Source organism: Bradyrhizobium septentrionale (assembly GCF_011516645.4).
Classification (GTDB): domain Bacteria; phylum Pseudomonadota; class Alphaproteobacteria; order Rhizobiales; family Xanthobacteraceae; genus Bradyrhizobium; species Bradyrhizobium septentrionale.
The window spans coordinates 2,464,767-2,481,942 of sequence record NZ_CP088285.1; the positions used below are offsets into that span (position 1 = coordinate 2,464,767).

General features: G+C 61.4%; 14 protein-coding genes, 1 tRNA gene and 1 pseudogene. 5 read left to right on the top strand and 11 right to left on the bottom strand.

Translation table 11 applies throughout. From position 1 onward, the window contains the following. Positions 1-319: 319 nt before the first annotated feature. A complete protein-coding gene (locus tag HAP48_RS13490) occupies positions 320-1,030 on the top strand; it encodes a hypothetical protein (RefSeq protein ID WP_166213389.1) in 711 nt (236 codons plus the stop codon). Between the two features lie 78 nt (positions 1,031-1,108). Next, positions 1,109-1,357: a response regulator transcription factor gene (locus HAP48_RS50735; protein WP_224497154.1), complete on the top strand. Its 249-nt coding sequence runs from the start codon at positions 1,109-1,111 to the stop codon at positions 1,355-1,357. A 17-nt stretch (positions 1,358-1,374) separates the two neighbouring features. On the opposite strand, the gene HAP48_RS13495 is transcribed toward HAP48_RS50735, so the two are convergent. Both HAP48_RS13495 and HAP48_RS13500 read right to left on the bottom strand, forming a co-directional pair. Next, positions 1,375-2,631: an MFS transporter gene (locus HAP48_RS13495; protein WP_224497042.1), complete on the bottom strand. Its 1,257-nt coding sequence runs from the start codon at positions 2,629-2,631 to the stop codon at positions 1,375-1,377. Further along, entirely contained in the window at positions 2,612-4,570 is a 1,959-nt protein-coding gene (locus tag HAP48_RS13500) for a primary-amine oxidase (protein ID WP_166213386.1), read from the bottom strand. The genes HAP48_RS13495 and HAP48_RS13500 overlap by 20 nt, the downstream gene beginning before the upstream one ends. Positions 4,571-4,916: 346 nt before the next feature. Between HAP48_RS13500 and HAP48_RS13505 the strand changes: the two genes are divergently transcribed. Beyond that, positions 4,917-6,572: an acyl-CoA synthetase gene (locus tag HAP48_RS13505; protein WP_224497043.1), complete on the top strand. Its 1,656-nt coding sequence runs from the start codon at positions 4,917-4,919 to the stop codon at positions 6,570-6,572. Here the strand turns inward: HAP48_RS13505 and HAP48_RS13510 are convergent. Further along, a pseudogene (locus HAP48_RS13510) lies at positions 6,497-7,387 on the bottom strand (dihydrodipicolinate synthase family protein); the annotation flags it as partial. The gene HAP48_RS13505 and the pseudogene HAP48_RS13510 sit on opposite strands and share 76 nt — an antisense overlap. Positions 7,388-7,503: 116 nt before the next feature. Here HAP48_RS13510 and HAP48_RS13515 point away from each other — a divergent pair. After that, positions 7,504-7,896, top strand: coding sequence for a LysR family transcriptional regulator (locus HAP48_RS13515; RefSeq protein ID WP_166213385.1), 393 nt, complete (start codon positions 7,504-7,506; stop codon positions 7,894-7,896). Positions 7,897-7,948: 52 nt separating this feature from the next. On the opposite strand, the gene HAP48_RS13520 is transcribed toward HAP48_RS13515, so the two are convergent. The 5 genes from HAP48_RS13520 to HAP48_RS13540 form a co-directional block, all read right to left on the bottom strand. Continuing rightward, on the bottom strand, positions 7,949-8,491 hold the full coding sequence (locus HAP48_RS13520) for a hypothetical protein (protein WP_166213384.1): 543 nt from the start codon (positions 8,489-8,491) through the stop codon (positions 7,949-7,951). Further along, positions 8,469-8,705, bottom strand: coding sequence for a hypothetical protein (locus HAP48_RS13525; protein ID WP_166213383.1), 237 nt, complete (start codon positions 8,703-8,705; stop codon positions 8,469-8,471). The genes HAP48_RS13520 and HAP48_RS13525 overlap by 23 nt, the downstream gene beginning before the upstream one ends. 679 nt (positions 8,706-9,384) lie before the next feature. Further along, positions 9,385-9,474 (bottom strand) — tRNA-Ser (locus tag HAP48_RS13530). 532 nt (positions 9,475-10,006) lie between these two features. Further along, entirely contained in the window at positions 10,007-10,552 is a 546-nt protein-coding gene (locus tag HAP48_RS13535) for a cytochrome b (RefSeq protein ID WP_166213382.1), read from the bottom strand. Between the two features lie 8 nt (positions 10,553-10,560). Beyond that, positions 10,561-11,424 carry an isocitrate lyase/PEP mutase family protein gene (locus HAP48_RS13540; RefSeq protein WP_166213381.1) on the bottom strand — a complete coding sequence of 288 codons (864 nt, stop codon included), beginning with the start codon at positions 11,422-11,424 and terminating at the stop codon, positions 10,561-10,563. Between the two features lie 208 nt (positions 11,425-11,632). Here HAP48_RS13540 and HAP48_RS13545 point away from each other — a divergent pair, with 208 nt between their 5' ends. Continuing rightward, a complete protein-coding gene (locus HAP48_RS13545) occupies positions 11,633-12,046 on the top strand; it encodes a MarR family winged helix-turn-helix transcriptional regulator (RefSeq protein ID WP_224497044.1) in 414 nt (137 codons plus the stop codon). An 807-nt stretch (positions 12,047-12,853) separates the two neighbouring features. Here the strand turns inward: HAP48_RS13545 and HAP48_RS13550 are convergent. The 3 genes from HAP48_RS13550 to HAP48_RS13560 form a co-directional block, all read right to left on the bottom strand. Beyond that, a complete protein-coding gene (locus HAP48_RS13550; protein WP_166213379.1) occupies positions 12,854-14,305 on the bottom strand; it encodes a trehalose-6-phosphate synthase in 1,452 nt (483 codons plus the stop codon). 213 nt (positions 14,306-14,518) lie between these two features. Further along, a complete protein-coding gene (gene otsB, locus HAP48_RS13555) occupies positions 14,519-15,328 on the bottom strand; it encodes a trehalose-phosphatase (RefSeq protein ID WP_420869897.1) in 810 nt (269 codons plus the stop codon). Between the two features lie 27 nt (positions 15,329-15,355). Continuing rightward, positions 15,356-16,849 carry an MFS transporter gene (locus tag HAP48_RS13560; protein ID WP_166213377.1) on the bottom strand — a complete coding sequence of 498 codons (1,494 nt, stop codon included), beginning with the start codon at positions 16,847-16,849 and terminating at the stop codon, positions 15,356-15,358. Between the last annotated feature and the right edge of the window lie 327 nt (positions 16,850-17,176).

Below are 17,176 nucleotides of genomic sequence, written 5' to 3' on the forward strand. Positions count from 1 at the left end.
ACGCTGCCGGCACGCCCACGTCAGAAACGTTGACTTTGGGCCGCATGAATTGTGACGTTCCTTTGACTCGCCAGGCGCGCAGCCCTAAGGTACTCGTGTAGCTTTCAGGCGGTGCTGATTTCGATCCGGGACCATCGGGGTCAGCAGAGCGAAGGGCCACAGTAATGACGTGGCACCTTGCGTTGGTTGGAGCGGTTGTTGCCCTGAGATTGCGTAAAGCACCTCGATCCGGCCAAACCAGAAAACCGACCGTCAGCGACCAAGAAGAAGATTCGATCACGAACCGTCGACAAGATCTTTCACGAGCTGGAGGCTCACCGTGAAATCGGCAGCGATCGACCATACAATGTCAGCCACGGTCCGGCTCGATACACCGGCGGCAGTCCTGAATGATCAGATCATTGATCAGGCGACGCAGGTCACCCGTCTGTTGCGCGAGTTCGTGAGGAGCGAGGCGATTGCCCTGGTCGCAATAGATCCGATATCCCGAACTCACCGCTCTCTGGCCGTCGAAGGGTATACGGACAGAACGATGTCCTACGTGCTCGACGGATTCCCTAACGCCTGCCCGGCTTACGCCATCGCGCGCGAAAAGGACACGCACTCGCTGCGCTGGCGAGACTACAAGCGTGACTGGAATCTCTATTTGCCGGATACACTCACCGCTCAGGAATACCTGATGCCGGATGGATTCAGGGAAGGCTCGACAATGTGCCTGCGCGTCGCGGACGGCCGCTACATCGGGGCCATCCACATGAGCTGGTCCAAGGAGGCGCACGCCAAGGACGAGCACCGCGAGATGACGGAGCGTTTCCGCCCGATCCTGCTGAACATCTGCGATCAGCTCAGGACACCACAGCTTCTGGCCGATGAGCTGGCGCCCGGCTCCTACGCGCTCGCCGTCTCGCCGAATGGTTTTGCATTTCACCTGCCCAACCGTAGTCCGGGGCCGCATCTCGGCGAGGGCGGAGAGCTTCGCCGGCTCATGCTGGAGAAGGCGAAGTCCTCGAAACCGCAACGCTTCGTCTAGCCGGACGAGGCCGGCCGCTGCCACCAGGTCACGATCACGCCCTGCCGCGGAAACATCCTCCTGATCACCGAAGAATGTATTCGCTGGCCGTACAATCTCTCGCTCCGCGAGATTCAGATCCTGCACCTCGTGACCAGCGGCGCGTCAAATCCCAACATCGCCGAGCAGCTCTTCGTGTCGCCCCGCACAGTCTCAACACACATCGAGCACATCCTCGCAAAGATGGGCTGTGATTCGCGCACGCGGCTCGCAGCACTTGCGGTATCCGAAGGACTGCTGCTGGCGGAGAACCCTTCCCGACGGTCCCGGAAGCTTGCCGGCCATTGACCGACTTCGCGATCGTTTCAGCGGAATGGCTCTTCATTTGAAGGCGGATCCTTAAGCAGCACCGCAAGCCCCGCGGCCACGAGGCAAGTCAGGCCAACGCTCGCGAACCCGATCGCATAGCCTGCAAGGCCAAGAGCCACGACGCCGGCAGAAGCGATGGTGGCTCCTGCCACGTGCGCCGCCATCATCCAGCCCATTGCCGCGCCGATGCCGTGGCTGCCGAGATTTGCGGACATCAGTATCACCAGCGCTGGAAACGTCAGCGCCGCATCGAGGCCATAGAGCGCGCCGAACCGGGCAAGCTCGACAACGCTGAGGCCTGTGAACGGCAGCCAAAGCAGGATGAGCGCGCGGGCGACAAAGTAGCCCGCCAGCAGCATTCGTGCTGGATAACGATCCGCGAGATACCCGCTCGCCACACTTCCGATCGCGCCGCCAAGCAGGAAGATGGCCATCACGTCGGCGCTCGACGAGAGGCCGAGACCCGCGCCCATGCAGAGGATGCTGAGCTGGCTGTCGATCAAGCCGGATGTCGATGCGCCGCAGATGCAAAAGATCGCAGCCAGCGCCCAGAATCGCCACCCCCTCCCCTCCGGATACGACGGCGCATGCCGGCTGGATGCCGACTGCTGCGGCGTAACTTCGCGTCCAGATGCCGGGACGAGGAGGACGACCACGAAGGCCGTGGTCAGGACGACGACTGCAGCGGCATGGAACGCGATGCGCCAACCGAATGCCTCGACCGCGCGCGATGCGAGCAGCAATCCTGCCGCCGATCCGAGAAACTGCATCGACGTCAGGAGGCCAAAGCGTGTGCCGCAATGCGCCGCGCTGCGACGACTGCCGACCATCGCGCCCAGGATGGATGCACTCAAGGATCCACTGCAGCCAAGTCCGAGGCCCCAGGCCAGAACGAGGTGCCCGGGCGACGTCGCGAGCGTCGTCGATGCGAGCGATACCGCGAGGAGAACCAGGCTGACGACGAGCGGCCATCGAACGCCCCATCGTTCGAGGCCACGCGTAGCGAGCGGCGATGCAGATGCAGAGACGGCGATGCCGAACGTGATCGGCCAGGCGACGTCGGAGATTTGCCAGCCCAGGTCCTTCTGGATGGAGACGGCCAGCAGCGCGGGAAGGACGCGCGCGGCGGAACTCACAAAGATCGCAAAAGCGATGGCCGCAGACGGGAGCCGACCGGCCGACGATGCCGGCCGGATGGGCTGCACTGCGAAGAATGCGGTAGCGAGCCGTGCCCTATTCGCCGGCCTGCGCATGACAGCTTGCGGCGCTGCTGTCCGGCGCGAGGTCGATGCCGGGATTGCGGTCGAAAAAGCCGCTCGGCATCAGCTTGAAACCGGTGAAGATGCAGGGCTGAACCGGAAAGTCCTCAGGACGGACCTGATGGTGAAGTCCGAAGACGTGCCAGAGCACGATGTCGGTGTTCTCGATGTTCCGGTTGTTCCTGACGAAATCGGAAACACCTCCCGTTCCATCCGAGTGGTTCATGTGTTCGCCAGCCGGATAGCGCTCTTCGGGATCGAAGGCGGTGACCCAGAGCTGGTTCTTGATGAAGGTCGACCGCCTGCCCGACGGCGACTCGGGATGGATGAACGGCGTCACCGGATGACTTGCCTCGAGCTTGTAGCCCGTCGGCGTGCCGACCCAGTTCTTGCGGCCGGGATTGATGACCTTCCAGGCTCGATGCGTCGCAAGGCTAGCCTGGCGGCAACCGCCCAACTCGGTCTTCAGAACCGTTTCCTCTTCGTAGAAGCCGTTGCCATAGACATTGTCGGGTCCCCAGGGATCGGCCTGGGTGTTGAGCTCGACGACACTGTTGTTGTCGCCATCGACGTTCATGTCCAGCCGCGCGCAGAAGATATGCTGGTGAATGTGGCCCACGACGCCGGGCGCGACTTCCTTGCCGTATTTGCCGGGCTGGCCCGGATGGCACGCGGCGGTGTTGATGATGCCGGTAGCCTTGAGCTCGAACTGGATCGAGCCGTCCGTGTGGAAGTACCAGAACAGGCCATATTCGTAGTTGGCGACCGTCGCTATGCAGGAGATGACCAGCCTGCGGGCACGCCGCGACTCGACATTGTTGGAGCGGAAGTCCCAATGCTTCCACAGCAGGCCGGCATCCTCCTCATGGATGCAGATGGCGTTTTCGATGGTGACCACGTTGCCGTCCATCGTCGCGAGATGTGCGTCGAGATAGGCGATGACACCGAGGCAATCGCAGCCGAGCTTCAGCGAATTGGCGAGCTTGCCGATGCCGTACTCACCGATGTCGAAGACATTCTTCCGGAAGTGCCCCTTGTCTGTGGTGCCGTACGGCACGACCATTTCCACCAGCGACGCGCGATGCGCGATCGGCCGCCCGTCGTAGCTGATGTCATGTAGGGTCAGACCTTCGCGCGAATTGAAGCCGACGAGCACAGACCAGCGATCCCACTCCAGGCGGCGGCCATCGAGCCTGAACGAGACACCTTCAGGCTGAACGATGTCGAGGGGCTTGTAGGGCGCTCGTGGACCCTTGATGAACTCCGCCTCGTAGTTCACCTCCGCCTTGGGAATCGGGATGATCTCATGGTCGTCGACGCGGATGATCTCGTAGGTCTTGATGTCGACCACGGCGTTCAGGCCGCCGATCGGGTGCGCATAGAGATTGTCGTTCTCCCGCAGACGCAGCCAGGCGAAGACGTGCGCGAGATATCGGCCATCCTCACCCGGAATGTCGAAATTGCCCGCCGACCACGGATCGATACAGACAAGCGACATGTCCTCGATGTCGCGCTTCTTGCAGGCCGCAATGAATTCGGGAGCTGCACGAACGGCGTCTTCGATGGCCGTGAACTGCTCGAGCTGGATCATCGGCTTGGCGGTTCGCACGTATTTCGACGTGAGGACTTTCTCTTCCGCAAGAGAAACCGTCAGGCGCCAGATGCCATCCTCCCTGACCTTGAACAGATTGACCCGCGCCGCCCTTTTTATGGCATCTCCCGGCTTGTACAGACGTACGAGTGATTTCTCAGGCTCGAGAAGCTCGATCGTCTCGAAGAGAAAGTCGGCGCCGTACTGTAGATCATTACGGATGATCCGGATCACCGCGCCGATTTCGGCAGCCGTCAAGGGATCGAGAGGATGCTTCACGGCATCCGTGTTAGGTGTGTCCGGGACGCACGTGCAGGACGACGAGGCGGTGACGGTGTCCATAGGTTAGCTCCTTGCATAGGCGACTGGGCGCAGACGAGCGGAGCGACGGAATGCGCCCGCACGCGTGCATCCATATTGAGCAATACCCCTGCGGCACCGGCCACACACGACGGCCGCCGGGCATTCCGGATGCAGATCAAATCTCGACGAATCGAGTCTCATGGGACGAACATCCGGCCCAGTTGGCTCGTAGACAGATGGCCGGAATTTCTTCCGCGCATCGCTATTCGACAATACGTCAGTTGACCGATTCTGCGGGTGCGGGCGCGATGCTAAGGCGGCGCCCGGTTGGCCCGCGACCAGACGCTCTGAACGCCAGCCCAATGACCGTGCAACGGGAGGAGACATGGGGAACCCCTACAACATTGGTCTGGACAAGAACCCGGCCAATTTTCAACCGCTGACGCCGCTGAGCCTCGTGGCTCGCACGGCCGCCGTATATCCACATCTCACCAGCGCTCTGTATGAAGGCCGCAGCTTCACGTGGGCCGAGACCTATGATCGGTGCAGGAGGCTGGCGTGCTGGCTCGTGGCACTTGGGATCGGCGAAGGCGACACCGTAGCGGCCATGCTGCCGAACGTGCCGGCAATGCATGAGCTTCACTTTGCCGTGCCGATGGCAGGCGCCGTACTGAACACCCTGAACCCGCGGCTCGATGCGGCCTCAATCGCGTTTCAGCTGGACCACGGCAGCGCCAGAGTCATCTTTGTCGATCCTGAATTCTCCGGCCTGACTGCGGCGGCGATCGCGCTGATGGCCGGGCCGATGCCGTTCATCATCGACGTCGACGATCCGGCTTTCGGAGATGGCGTGCGGATCGGCCAGACCGAATACGAAGCCGCTCTCGCCGAAGGCGATCCGCAGTTCCTGCCTCGTTACCCCGAGGACGAATGGAACGCCATTGCGCTCAGCTACACATCGGGAACGACCGGCAACCCGAAGGGTGTCGTCACCCATCACCGTGGTGCGTATCTCAACGCCATCAGCAACATTCTGGCAGCCAACCTCGGACAGCATCCCGTCTACCTGTGGACCCTACCGATGTTTCACTGCAACGGATGGTGCTTTCCATGGTCCATAGCGGCGACCGCCGGCGTCAACGTCTGCCTGCGCAAGGTCGATCCAACCAAGATCTTCGCTCTGATGAAGCAACATCGCGTCACTCACATGTGCGGCGCGCCGATCGTCTACAACATGCTCATCAATGCACCCGATGCTCCCAAGAGTTCACCAGAGTGGAGCATCACGGGATTGATGGGTGGCTCGGCGCCGCCCATTCCGGTGATCGAGGGCACGCAGAAGCTCGGCATCAAGTTGATCCACATCTATGGGCTCACCGAAGTCTATGGCCCCTCCTCCATCTGCGCCGAGCAGCGGGGCTGGAACGAGCTGCCGCTCGAAAGGCAGGCCATGCTGAAACGCCGACAAGGTGTGCCTTATCCCCTGCAGGAAGCCGTCACCGTGCTCGACCCTGAGACCATGCAGGAAGTGCCGCGTGATGCCAGCACCATGGGCGAGGTGATGTTTCGCGGCAACGTGGTCATGAAGGGCTATCTGAAGAACGAGAAGGCGACCACGGACGCCTTTGCCGGCGGCTGGTTCCACACCGGTGACCTCGGTGTGATCGATGAAGACGGTTACATCATCATCAAGGACCGCTCGAAGGACATCATCATCTCGGGCGGCGAGAACATCTCATCCGTCGAGGTCGAGGATGTGCTTTACAAGCATCCCGCCGTGTTGCTGGCAGCAGTTGTGGCAAAGCCCGATTCCAGATGGGGTGAAGTGCCCTGCGCCTTCATAGAGCTGAAGGACGGCACCAGCGTCACCGGCAGCGACATCATCGCCTTTGAGAGCAATCCCGCTTGTTCGAGCTCGCTGCGCAAGGTAGCGCGATCCTGCGGCGACATTTGCAAGAGCGGCGTGCGAACCGGGCCCGCCGCCATGCCGAGCATTTCGGACCAGGCCTTGACCGCCGCAATTTGTAGAATGTCGGTTTGATGATAGCGCTCAATCAACCATTGCTTCGCAATTGGGCGCAGCGGCTGGAGCGCTCTTGACACGCGCTCCGCTTCATCGAACTTTCCCTGCAGCCCAAGAGCTGCGTATTCTCGCATGGGCTGCCACGTCTTCGTCTGCAGGAGATAGGGCGCCGCTGAAGATTGATGGACCACCTGCCCGTGATCCCGCATCATCTTCAAGAATTCACCCTCCGACGGTGAACTCAGTACAAGCTGGTCGCCGCAAAGGCGCTTGACTTCGAGATAGTGTTCCAGCGGTCGGGCGATCTTGGCGCCGCAGATGTTTTCAATCTCAGCCAGCCTGGCCGTTGTCGCCGGAGATATCGCGGGGCGTCCGGAGAATGCGGTGTCGAAGAGCCAGATGCCGATACGGACTTGCGATGCAACAAAAGTGAACCAGTCAACGATCATCTCTTCGTTGGCCGTCGGATAGTAGGGCGTCATCAGGATAACGAAATCCGCTCCCACCTGCTCGGCATGCAGCGTCATATCGATGGTTTCATTGGCGCTGTGATGCCCGGTATGGGCAATCACTTTGCACTTGCCGCGCGCTTCTTCGACGACGATTTCCAGCACGCGCTTGCGCTCGACGTTGGTCAACGCCCAAAACTCGCCCATCACGCCGCCACAGAACACGCCATCGACGCCCAGCGTATCTGTCAGATGACGCATGTTACGGCGGAGGCCGGGCTCGTCAATGCTCAGGCTGGGCGTAAACGGCGTAGTAATCGCAGCAACGATGCCACGAAACGCGGCACGTGAAGCCTCCTTCGCGGCTGACTTTTCGTATTCCATGGAACGGTTCTCCCAATGCGGAGGCAAGCTGTCCTCTGACGCAAATCTCGATAACACTTGCCCCTCCAATGTGGAAAATGCATAATTCACATTAGTTCATGCCTCTGGAGAATGAGATGCTTCCGGTCAGCCAGTTGCGTGCATTCGCAGCAGTTGTCGAGATTGGTACGGTGACTGGCGCGTCCGCGGCCATCGGTCGGACACAGCCGCAAGTGAGCCGTTTGGTAGCCGGGCTCGAGGAAGCCATCGGCTTTCAGCTCTTCATCAGGGAAGGACGCAGGTTGGTCCTCACCAGGCGCGGCGCCCGCTTCTATGACGAGGCGAGGCACACTTTGGACAGCCTTGACAACATTGGACAAGCTGCCGGACGGATCCGCGATGATGCTGAATCCGGCCCCCGGATACTCGCGCCAGGTTATATCGCACACACGATCTTGCCGCGCGCTCTCGCCAAGTTTCGCGAGCGCCACCCAAAGCGATACTTCTCGGTAGAGAGAGAAAAGCACTAAGGTTGGTCGGTCCATCGCACGGACAGTCCGGGACCGAGGGAAGCCGTTCGCTTCAGGTCGAAGCCGACTCTTCTACCCGGTCTCGCACAAGTTTGGCCTGCATCCAAGCTTGAAGCTCCCCCTCGAAGGCGTCCACGAATGCGCGCGCCATCGCCGAGAACGGCTGCTCCGGTCCGCAGCTCTGCTTCATGTCATTGATCCTGCGTAAGGCCGATTGAACGTGCAGCGCGATCAGCGCGGGGTCTGCTGCGGCTCCCAAGTCGCTCTCGAGGTCTTCCATGATTTTTGTTCGATTTAGTTTGAGCCTGTTCAGAATAACCGTTCGGCTTTGGACCAAATCCAGTCGGTTCAGGGCCACGCAGCGAATTGTCTCGGAACCGAGGATGCTCGGTCCATCGGAACAAACCGCAGCTTCCACGATGCTGTATCCTGCGTGATGGAGCCATAGCAACTCCAACTCAGGATCAGTCCTGGTCGGGTCGATCAGGTAAGGCTGCTCGGCGAAGTGATCGTCGCTTATTGCCTGAAGCCTTGGCGCACCTACGGGGAACTGGGTCGCCTTGCCCATAAGGCTACGCGGCTGGGTGGCCTGCATTGCCTCCACCTCGGCTACCGTCAGCCACGAGCTTGGCCATCAACTCCGCAAATTGGCGAAGCTTGATGATGGCCGTGACAGGATCATCCTGGAAGTAATCCTCGGCCCGCGACGCAAGCTGGGCCAGCTTGGCATCATGAACTGTCAAGAAATCGAAATTGGTGGAGAGTTGCATTTGCGGCCCCAGAAGGCCGAAGATTGCACAGTCGCGCATCAGATGCGACCCGACCATCGGCGTTGGCGGGTTGCACTTTCGTATCGAGCACGGGGGGCGTCGAAGAATCGACCGTCCGATTGACCTCTAGGCGGCCGTAACCGTTCGTGGACGCTTCAACGGATAGCTTTCCCCGCCTTTAGTTGTCTCCGCACCGAGAGCGTCCACAGAACGAGATATGCAAATCGGAAGCGCTGGGATTCCAGAGAGGCGATTGTGCATGAAGCCGGTAGTTTTGTTGCTCGGGAAGTAGGCGCTCAATCTGCCGGTAAGTCACTGAAAGGCCAGCAGGTTGCTCAAAAGTAGTTCCCTTCCCGCGATAACCCATCCGCGACGCAGCTCGTCGGATCAGCCGGCGAGGCTGGCTATTACCTAACCCTAACCGTGCCGCGGCAATTGAACTGATCGCGGGCGAACGCAAACCGAGCATATCGATCCAAGCCCGTTTCGGTTGAGCGAGAGAGATTCAAAACCGGCCCCCAAGAGGGCCTTGTTTTTCGCCGAAATGCCGTACTGTACCAACTCCCGACGTCCTAGGATTCGGAGAAAAACACGTTCTCCAGCCCCATTTGCCGCTCGTTTTTAGTACGGCCGGCATTCTCCAGAGTAAAAAAATTCACGAAAACGGCCGAGTTTTCGGGCCTGTCTCCGTTTCGAGGTACGAAATTTTGGGGCAAAGTGGCGGAGAGAGTGGGATTCGAACCCACGGTACGGTTTCCCGCACACACGCTTTCCAAGCGTGCGCCTTAAGCCACTCGGCCATCTCTCCGGGAGGCCCTCTCTTGAAGGGACGGGGCGGATTTTGCAAGGGAGCGCGGGGCCGGAGCGCGAAATTTCCCCAATGGATTGAAAAGATTGGGTAAATTTTCGACGATATCAACCGCGCAGCGCCGCTTTGCGCGCGATTTGGCCGGTGGCCGGTCAGAGACCAGCGCAAATCAACCAATGCATCCGATCCGCCCGCCTGTCGCCGTTCCAGGGAAGCCATCGAGCGGCACGTTCGGCGGATGAACGGATTCCGGGCTCGGCCCTGCGGGCTGCCCTCAGGTGCGCAATTGCGCACCAGGGAATGACGGAAGCATGAAGGGGGCGCGGCCCCCTGCCATTGAGTTGCCCGATGGCACAGGGGCCGGCAGCAACAATTTCTGTTTACCGGTACAGCGATGTGATGCCACGACCCGTCCGTCTCACCCGATTGAGGGGCGCGTCGCGATCATCACGCGTGCTGCGGCGAGATGCGGTCGACGCGATGGCTGCGAAAGAGGAACGCAGTTCAGCGTTTGCGATTCACACGGCGCTTCTCACCGCTCGGTCAGGCTTGGCCACATCCTGCGTAAAACTCCGTCCTTGATTACATGATGATGGAATAGTGCGGCCGCGGAATGAAACAGCGCCACGACGATAACGACATTTGCGATCGAGCCGTGCCACGCATTGACGCCGTGCATGAATTCGCCACTGCCGAGTTTCGGAAAGTGCCAAAGGTTGAACAGCGGAAAACCGTGTGCGAACACGTTGGTGATGCCCAACGCGACCATGATCAGCAGCAGCACATCGAGAAGCCGGTGCGTCGCCAGCGCGGCCAGGTGAAGGACACCGCGGTCAGGCGGCGGCAATCTACGGCCACGAGTGACGCGCCAAAGCATCCCCGAAACCACCACGCTGGCGAGCGCAAACCCGAGTATGACGTGCACTGACCAGATGTCGACCCGAAGCGGACCGCGCGGCAGGAGGTTGGTTGTCCTGCCGATCAGGAACTCGATCACAACGAGCATTGCGGTCGCCCAGTGGAGCTTGATCGCCGTGCGGTCATAGACTTCCGGCGGACCATCAGAGAGATCAGTCATGCAGGGGCTTAGCCCGCTTCCAGTGAGGCATACCTCTTCTCGAAATCCCACACCTCCTCAAAGCCAATCAACGAGGTGAACTCGTTGAAGTCATAGAGCGGCGCCTGCACCGGCTTGTCGTCAACCAGCGAACTATAGACATTGTTCAATGCATAAGCGGTGGCGAGGAGCCCCGCTGTCGGATAAATCGCCACCCGGTAGCCGATTTCTTTGAGTTTTTCCTGACTGAGGATGGGGGTCCGGCCCCCGTGAAGCTGGTTTGAGAGCAGCGGAACGCTCAGGGCCGATCCGATCTTTCGCATCTCGGCTTCCGATTCCGGACTCTCGATGACAATAATGTCTGCCCCGGCTCTGGCATATGCCTCCCCACGGCGGATCGCCTCGTCGAGGCCGAGCGACGTACGTGCATCGGTGCGCGCGATGATGAGAACGTCTCTTGACGAGCGCGCCTCGCTCGCGACCGTCAGCTTGTTGATCATTTCCTTGACGGGGATCACGTGCCGGTTCGGCGTGTGGCCGCATTTCTTGGGGCTCTGCTGATCTTCGAGCTGGATCGCTGCAGCTCCAGCCCTCTCGTAGCCGCGGACGGTATGATGAACATTCAGCAGGCCGCCGTAACCGGTATCGCCGTCGGCAATCAGCGGCTTGCGCACGGTTTGGGCAATTGCCTGCACGCGATCGAGCATGTCCGAGTATGTCGCCAGACCGGCATCAGGCAGGCCGAGATAGGACGCCACTGCTCCATAGCCTGTCATGTAAAGCGCGTCGGCCTCGGTGCGATCGGCGAGCTTGGCAGAGACTAAGTCGAAGACTCCTGGACAAGCCACGAATGGTTTTTCCTCGATCAATGTTCTTAAAGTGCTGGATGTCATCATGATCTCCTTGACCGATTTTCGCAGGATGGGGGGCTCCGGTCGTCACGAATGGTATGGAACTTCGGCGGCACCGCAGCGTCTTCTGCTCGGAAACATTCGAGAGAACGCCCATCGCTCTATTGCTATAGATAAATAGCTATCTCATAGTAGCAATATGAGAATTCAACGCCCGACGAACGACATCACGCGATTGCGAAGGCAGTTGATGGGCGTTTCCCGCCGGCTACGCCGTGAAGCCACTGCGGACGACCGATCTTGGGCCAGACTGCTGGTGCTGGGTGCGATCGACCGCCACGGCGAAACGGCCACACCATCGGTGCTCGCGTCCGATGAGGGCATGCGCTCCTCTAATCTTGCTGCGGCGCTGCGCTCCCTCGAAGCACGCAAGCTGATCGTGCGTACGCCGGACAGCAAAGATCGGCGCAAGGTCAGGCTCCGGCTCAGTGCGGCCGGGCAGCGATTTCTCGACGACAGCCGCGCACGCGGCGAGCGCTGGCTCACCGAAGCCGTGAAAACGCACCTCACAGCCCGCGAGCGTGCGGATCTGATCAGGGCCGGTGCCTTGCTCGAACGCATCATGGCTTATTCGAGAGCGTCAGTGCCGCGCGGTCGAAAATAAATAGCCGGAACTGACGGCGCGCCCCCGTGCCACCGAGTTGCCCGACGGCGCAAGCCCCCGCAGCAAAAATATTTCGCTTTATCCGAAACACAACTCGGTGTATAGATTTGCCCGTCTCACCCGATCGAGGGGCGCTGCGCATCGTCACGGGTGTTGCGGTGAGATGCGGTGGACGCCGATTGCGCAACTGACGAGTGCGCATGAGGCGGACGGTGAAGTCGTGTGGTCCTGACGCCCTAGTGGTAGGTGTCCCCCGCGAGATGCGAAGCATCTTCGCGAGGCGGTGACAAACAAGCCCAGTCTCGCCGGGGAGAGCACGAAGTAAGCCGTAACCCATCGCGCAGGGAAAGCCGGGATGTTCCCGGTTACACCTGTGGTCCTACCTCCCGTGCTTTTTGTTGCACGGGACCCATGGGTGCGATCGGCACCCGGCTTTCCCTGCGCCCTCTGTTCGAAGAGCGGCGGAACGAAATGCAAAGCTCGGGCGGATCATGTCGCGAGAATGCGAAAGCATGACTCAGAGAGAGCTCGTGCAACACAATCGGTGTCGTCCTGGCTCCCGTGCGCAATTGCGCACTAGGCCAGGACGACGATCGTGTGTGATGCACCCGCGCCGTCATCGCCCGGCTCGACCGGGCGATCCAGTACGCCGCGGCCTCTCGACTCAAGCACAGGCGCCTCTGGAATACTGGATCACCCGCATGCGCGGGTGATGACACCGAACTAGCTGTTTGACAGTTGAATCGGACGACGACGATGCATGAGGACGGGCAATCACAAGCATGCCCATCCTGCTATGCGATGCGACTAGTGATATCGCGCGGCAAGATCCGCCGTGCGGCGCGGCCACAGGCTGGGTGGCTCAGGCAGCGCCGCGTTTCCCGCACTGTGCGTATCCTGCAGCGCCTCGATGAAATCCGCGAACCATTGCTGGATGGTTCCGCTGTTGAGCTTCTCCATCATGGCTTCCCAGCGCATCCGCCGCTCGGTCAGCGGCATCGCGAGCGCGGTCGCCAGGGTGCGTGCCATACCGTCGATGTCGTGCGGATTGACCAGCAGCGCGGCGTCGAGTTCGTTCGCCGCGCCGGCGAATTTCGACAGCACCAGCACGCCGGGATCCGCCGGGTTTTGCGCTGCGACATATTCCTTGGCGACGAGGTTCATGCCGTCCTGCAGCGGCGTCACCACGCCGACCTGCGCGGTCCGGTAGAGGCCGGCGAGCACGCCCTGGCCAAAGCCCTTGTTGAGGTAGCGGATCGGGGTCCAGTCGACCTCGCCATGCACGCCATTGACGTCGGTGACGAGCTTTGCCACCTCGCTCGCGAGATTGCCGTAAGCCTCGATCGCGCCGCGCGAGGGCGTTGCGATCTGCAGCAGCGACACCGAGCGCTTCAGCGCCGGGTGCAGCGTCCACATCTTGTCGAACGCCTTGATGCGGTTGACGAGACCCTTGGAATAGTCGAGCCGGTCGACGCCGATCGTGAGCTTCTCGCCGTTGAGGCTGCGCCGCAGCCGCGTCACGTCGGGATGCATCATCGCCTTGGTCGCCTGCTGCGCGAATTTGCCGGGATCGATGCCGATCGGAAACACCGCGGCGCGGCTGTGGCCGAACGACGAGTTGATGACGCCGTCACGCACCTCGAACGCGAGCTCGTGCTGCACGTAGCTCAGGAAGTTCTCGCAGTCCTCGTCGGTCTGGAAGCCGATCAGGTCGTAGGACAGCATCGCTTCGATCAGCGCGCGATGATTGGGCACGCCTGCGATCACCGCGCGCGCCGGCCATGGCGTGTGCAGGAAGAAGCCGATCGGCTGCGTGACGCCGAGATCGCGCAGCTCGGCACCGAGTGCGAGGAAATGATAGTCCTGGACCCAGAACACGGAATCGGGCTTGCGGAAGCGCAACAGCGCGCGCGCCATGAACGCGTTCACTTCGCGATAGCTTGTGTAGTCCTCGTGCGAGGCACGAATCAGATCGGCGCGCGAATGCATCGCGGGCCACAGCGCCGAATTGGCAAAGCCTTCGTAGTAACCGCCATAGTGCGCGGCCGGCAGATCGAGCATCGCCAGCGCGCCCGCACCGAGAGCTTCGACCTCTGCAAAAGGTTCCTTGTGGTTCCCGTCGCGGACACGTCCGCTGGAACCAACCCATATTGCCCCTGTCTTTTCCACCACCGGCAACAATGCCGCAGCCAGCCCCCCCGTCATGGGTTCATTGGGTTTTCCGCGCGAGACGCGGTTCGATACGACGACGAGGTTCACCAGGTCCCCTCCTGTTGGTCAACTCGCGTATTAACAACCATTCATCAAGATGGTTCCGGATCAACGAATCTCCCAATTGAAACCAAATTCTGGCGAAGCGTGAAGGAACTCGCGGGAACTCGCGAAAAGAAAAATTCATGCGAGATGCACGTCATGACGCAAAACAACCGCATTCAGGAATGCGCGACGCGGCGTGCGATGCAGATGATTTGGTTAGGACAGGCTGACGTCCCTATCGTCGTCGAGCAGACGCGCGAGGAATTCGCGCACATCGCTCGGCCCGTCGAAATGCCCGGCGACGCCGGTTGCGCGACGGCCGACGGAGAATGCGAGACCATTGAAGTCGGGCATGATGCCGAACACGGTCTCGTCGGTGACGTCGTCGCCGATGAAGAACGGGCGGCGCCCCCTGAACGGCTCATGCGTCATCAGCTCGAGCACGCCGGTCGCCTTGGTGAAGCCAGAGTGCTTGATCTCGCAGACGCTCTTGCCCGGCAGCACCTCGATCGGCGCGGTCGGCAATTCGGCGCGGATCAGCGACACCGCTTCATAGATCGCCTTCTCCGCATGCGGCGCCAGCCGATAGTGCAGCGCCAGCGAATAGCCCTTGTCTTCGAGCAGAATACCGGGGCTGAGCTTGGCGATCGCGGCGAGACGGCGCTTCAACTCCTTGTCCAGCGGCGGCGCGTGCGCGGCGACCGCCTCGCTGTCCGGCTGCAGCCGCATCTCGGCACCATGGCCGCCGATCGCGGGAAACTGGTCGGGCGCGAAGATCAGGTCGATGTCGTTGAGCGAGCGGCCGCTGACCAGCGCCAGCGCGCCGTTGGTGCGCTCATGCAGTTGCTTCAGCGTGGTCGACAACTCCGGCGGCACCCAGACTTCGCGCGGCGTCGGCGCGAAATCGAGCAAGGTACCGTCGATATCGAGCAGCACCGCGGTCTGTCCCAGCGGCGGGATCAGCGACGCCGGCGCCGGCACGCTGTCCGTCGTCGCGTCAGGGGTGATGTCATCATCCACAGGCATTTCAGCCACGTTATGCTTCATCCTAGTCTACTCCACAAATGCCAGTGGTCGCGCGACGGATTCGAGCGGCTTTCGCTCGGCCGCGACGGCATAGCGCCACGCGACGGCTGCGGCGACCATCATGAGTGCCGACCCCAGAAGGTAGCCGGCGAACACGCTGTTGCGCGATCCGGTGTCGATCAGCACGCCGAACAGCGCCGGTCCGATCACGCCGCCGATGCCGGTGCCAACGGCATAGAAGACGGCGATCGCGAGCGCGCGAACCTCCAGCGGAAACGTCTCGCTGACGGTGAGATAGGCGGCGCTCGCCGCGGGCGACGCAAAGAAGAAGATCACCATCCAGGCGATGGTCTGGGTCTGCGCGCTCAACACGCCGATCGAGAACAGATAGCCGGACAACGCAAGCAGCACGCCGGAGATGCCATAGGTCAGCGTGATCATGGTGCGGCGGCCCACCGTATCGAACAGGCGGCCGAGCAGCAGCGGGCCGAGGAAGTTGCCGGCAGCGAAGGGCAGGATGTACCAGCCGACATGGCTGGCGGCGATGCCGAAGAAATCGGTCAGGATCAGTGCGAAAGTGAAGAAGATCGCGTTGTAGAAGAAGGCCTGCGCGGCCATCAGCGTCAGCCCGACCAGCGAGCGCTGCCGGTAGGTCGAGAACAGCGTCACCGCGACCTCGCGCAGCGGCGTGTGATCGCGCATCCGAATCCTGATCTTCTCAAAACCCTCGCTCGGCTGCTCGTGACCCAGCGCGGAGGTCTCGATATCGGCCACGATCCTGTGGGCTTCTTCCGGGCGGCCATGGATCATCAGCCAGCGCGGGCTTTCCGGAATCCACATCCGCATCAAAAGCACGACGAGGCCAAGCACCGCGCCGGTGAAATAGGCGATCCGCCAGCCGTGGTCCGGCGCAAGCAACGCGGGATCGAGCAGGACGATCGCGCTCAGCGCGCCGATCGCGGCGCCGATCCAGAAGCTGCCGTTGATGACGAGATCGGTCCAGCCGCGATAGCGCGCCGGCACCAGTTCCTGGATGGTCGAATTGATCGCGGTGTATTCACCACCGATGCCGGCACCGGTGAGGAAACGAAACAGCGCGTAGCTCGCGACGTTCCACGACAGCGCGGTCGCGGCGGTCGCCGAGAGGTAAACCGCGAGCGTGATGAAGAACAGCTTCTTGCGCCCGATCCGGTCGGTGAGCCAGCCGAAACCGAGCGCGCCGAGCACGGCGCCGGCGAGGTAGGCGCTGCTGGCGAGGCCGACATCGGCGTTGGTGAAGTGCATCGTCGGGCTGTCCTTCAGCGCACCCGACAGCGCACCGGCCAGCGTCACCTCGAGCCCGTCGAGAATCCAGGTGATGCCGAGCGCCAGCACGACGCGGGTGTGGAAGCCACTCCAGCTGAGATTGTCGAGCCGAAGCGGGATCGAGGTCTCGATGACGCGGTCGTCGCTCTGTGCAGCCGGCGACGCAGTCCCGTCCGTCGTTTTCGCAGAGCTCAACTGTGTCCGCTGCAGTGTCATCAGAATGGACCAATGAGAAAACCCCCGGAACGATGCGTTCCAAGGTTCTCCCTCCCAGGATTGCGGCAAACGGAATGCCCGCCACCCGACGTCAACGCCGCAGGCTGGCGAGGGTTCCCGCAATGCGGAAACCCGAGGAAAATCGCCGTATCACTGAAAGCAGTTCAGGCGGGATTGATCGTGTCGTCCTGGCGGAAGCAATTAATCCCGTCGTCCCGGCGAAGGCCGGGACCCATACGCCGCGGCCATGGCAATGGGCACGCGGCGCATTGCATGTTCAACAATAATGAGTGGTGGTTATGGGTCCCGGCCTCCGCCCGGCTTTCG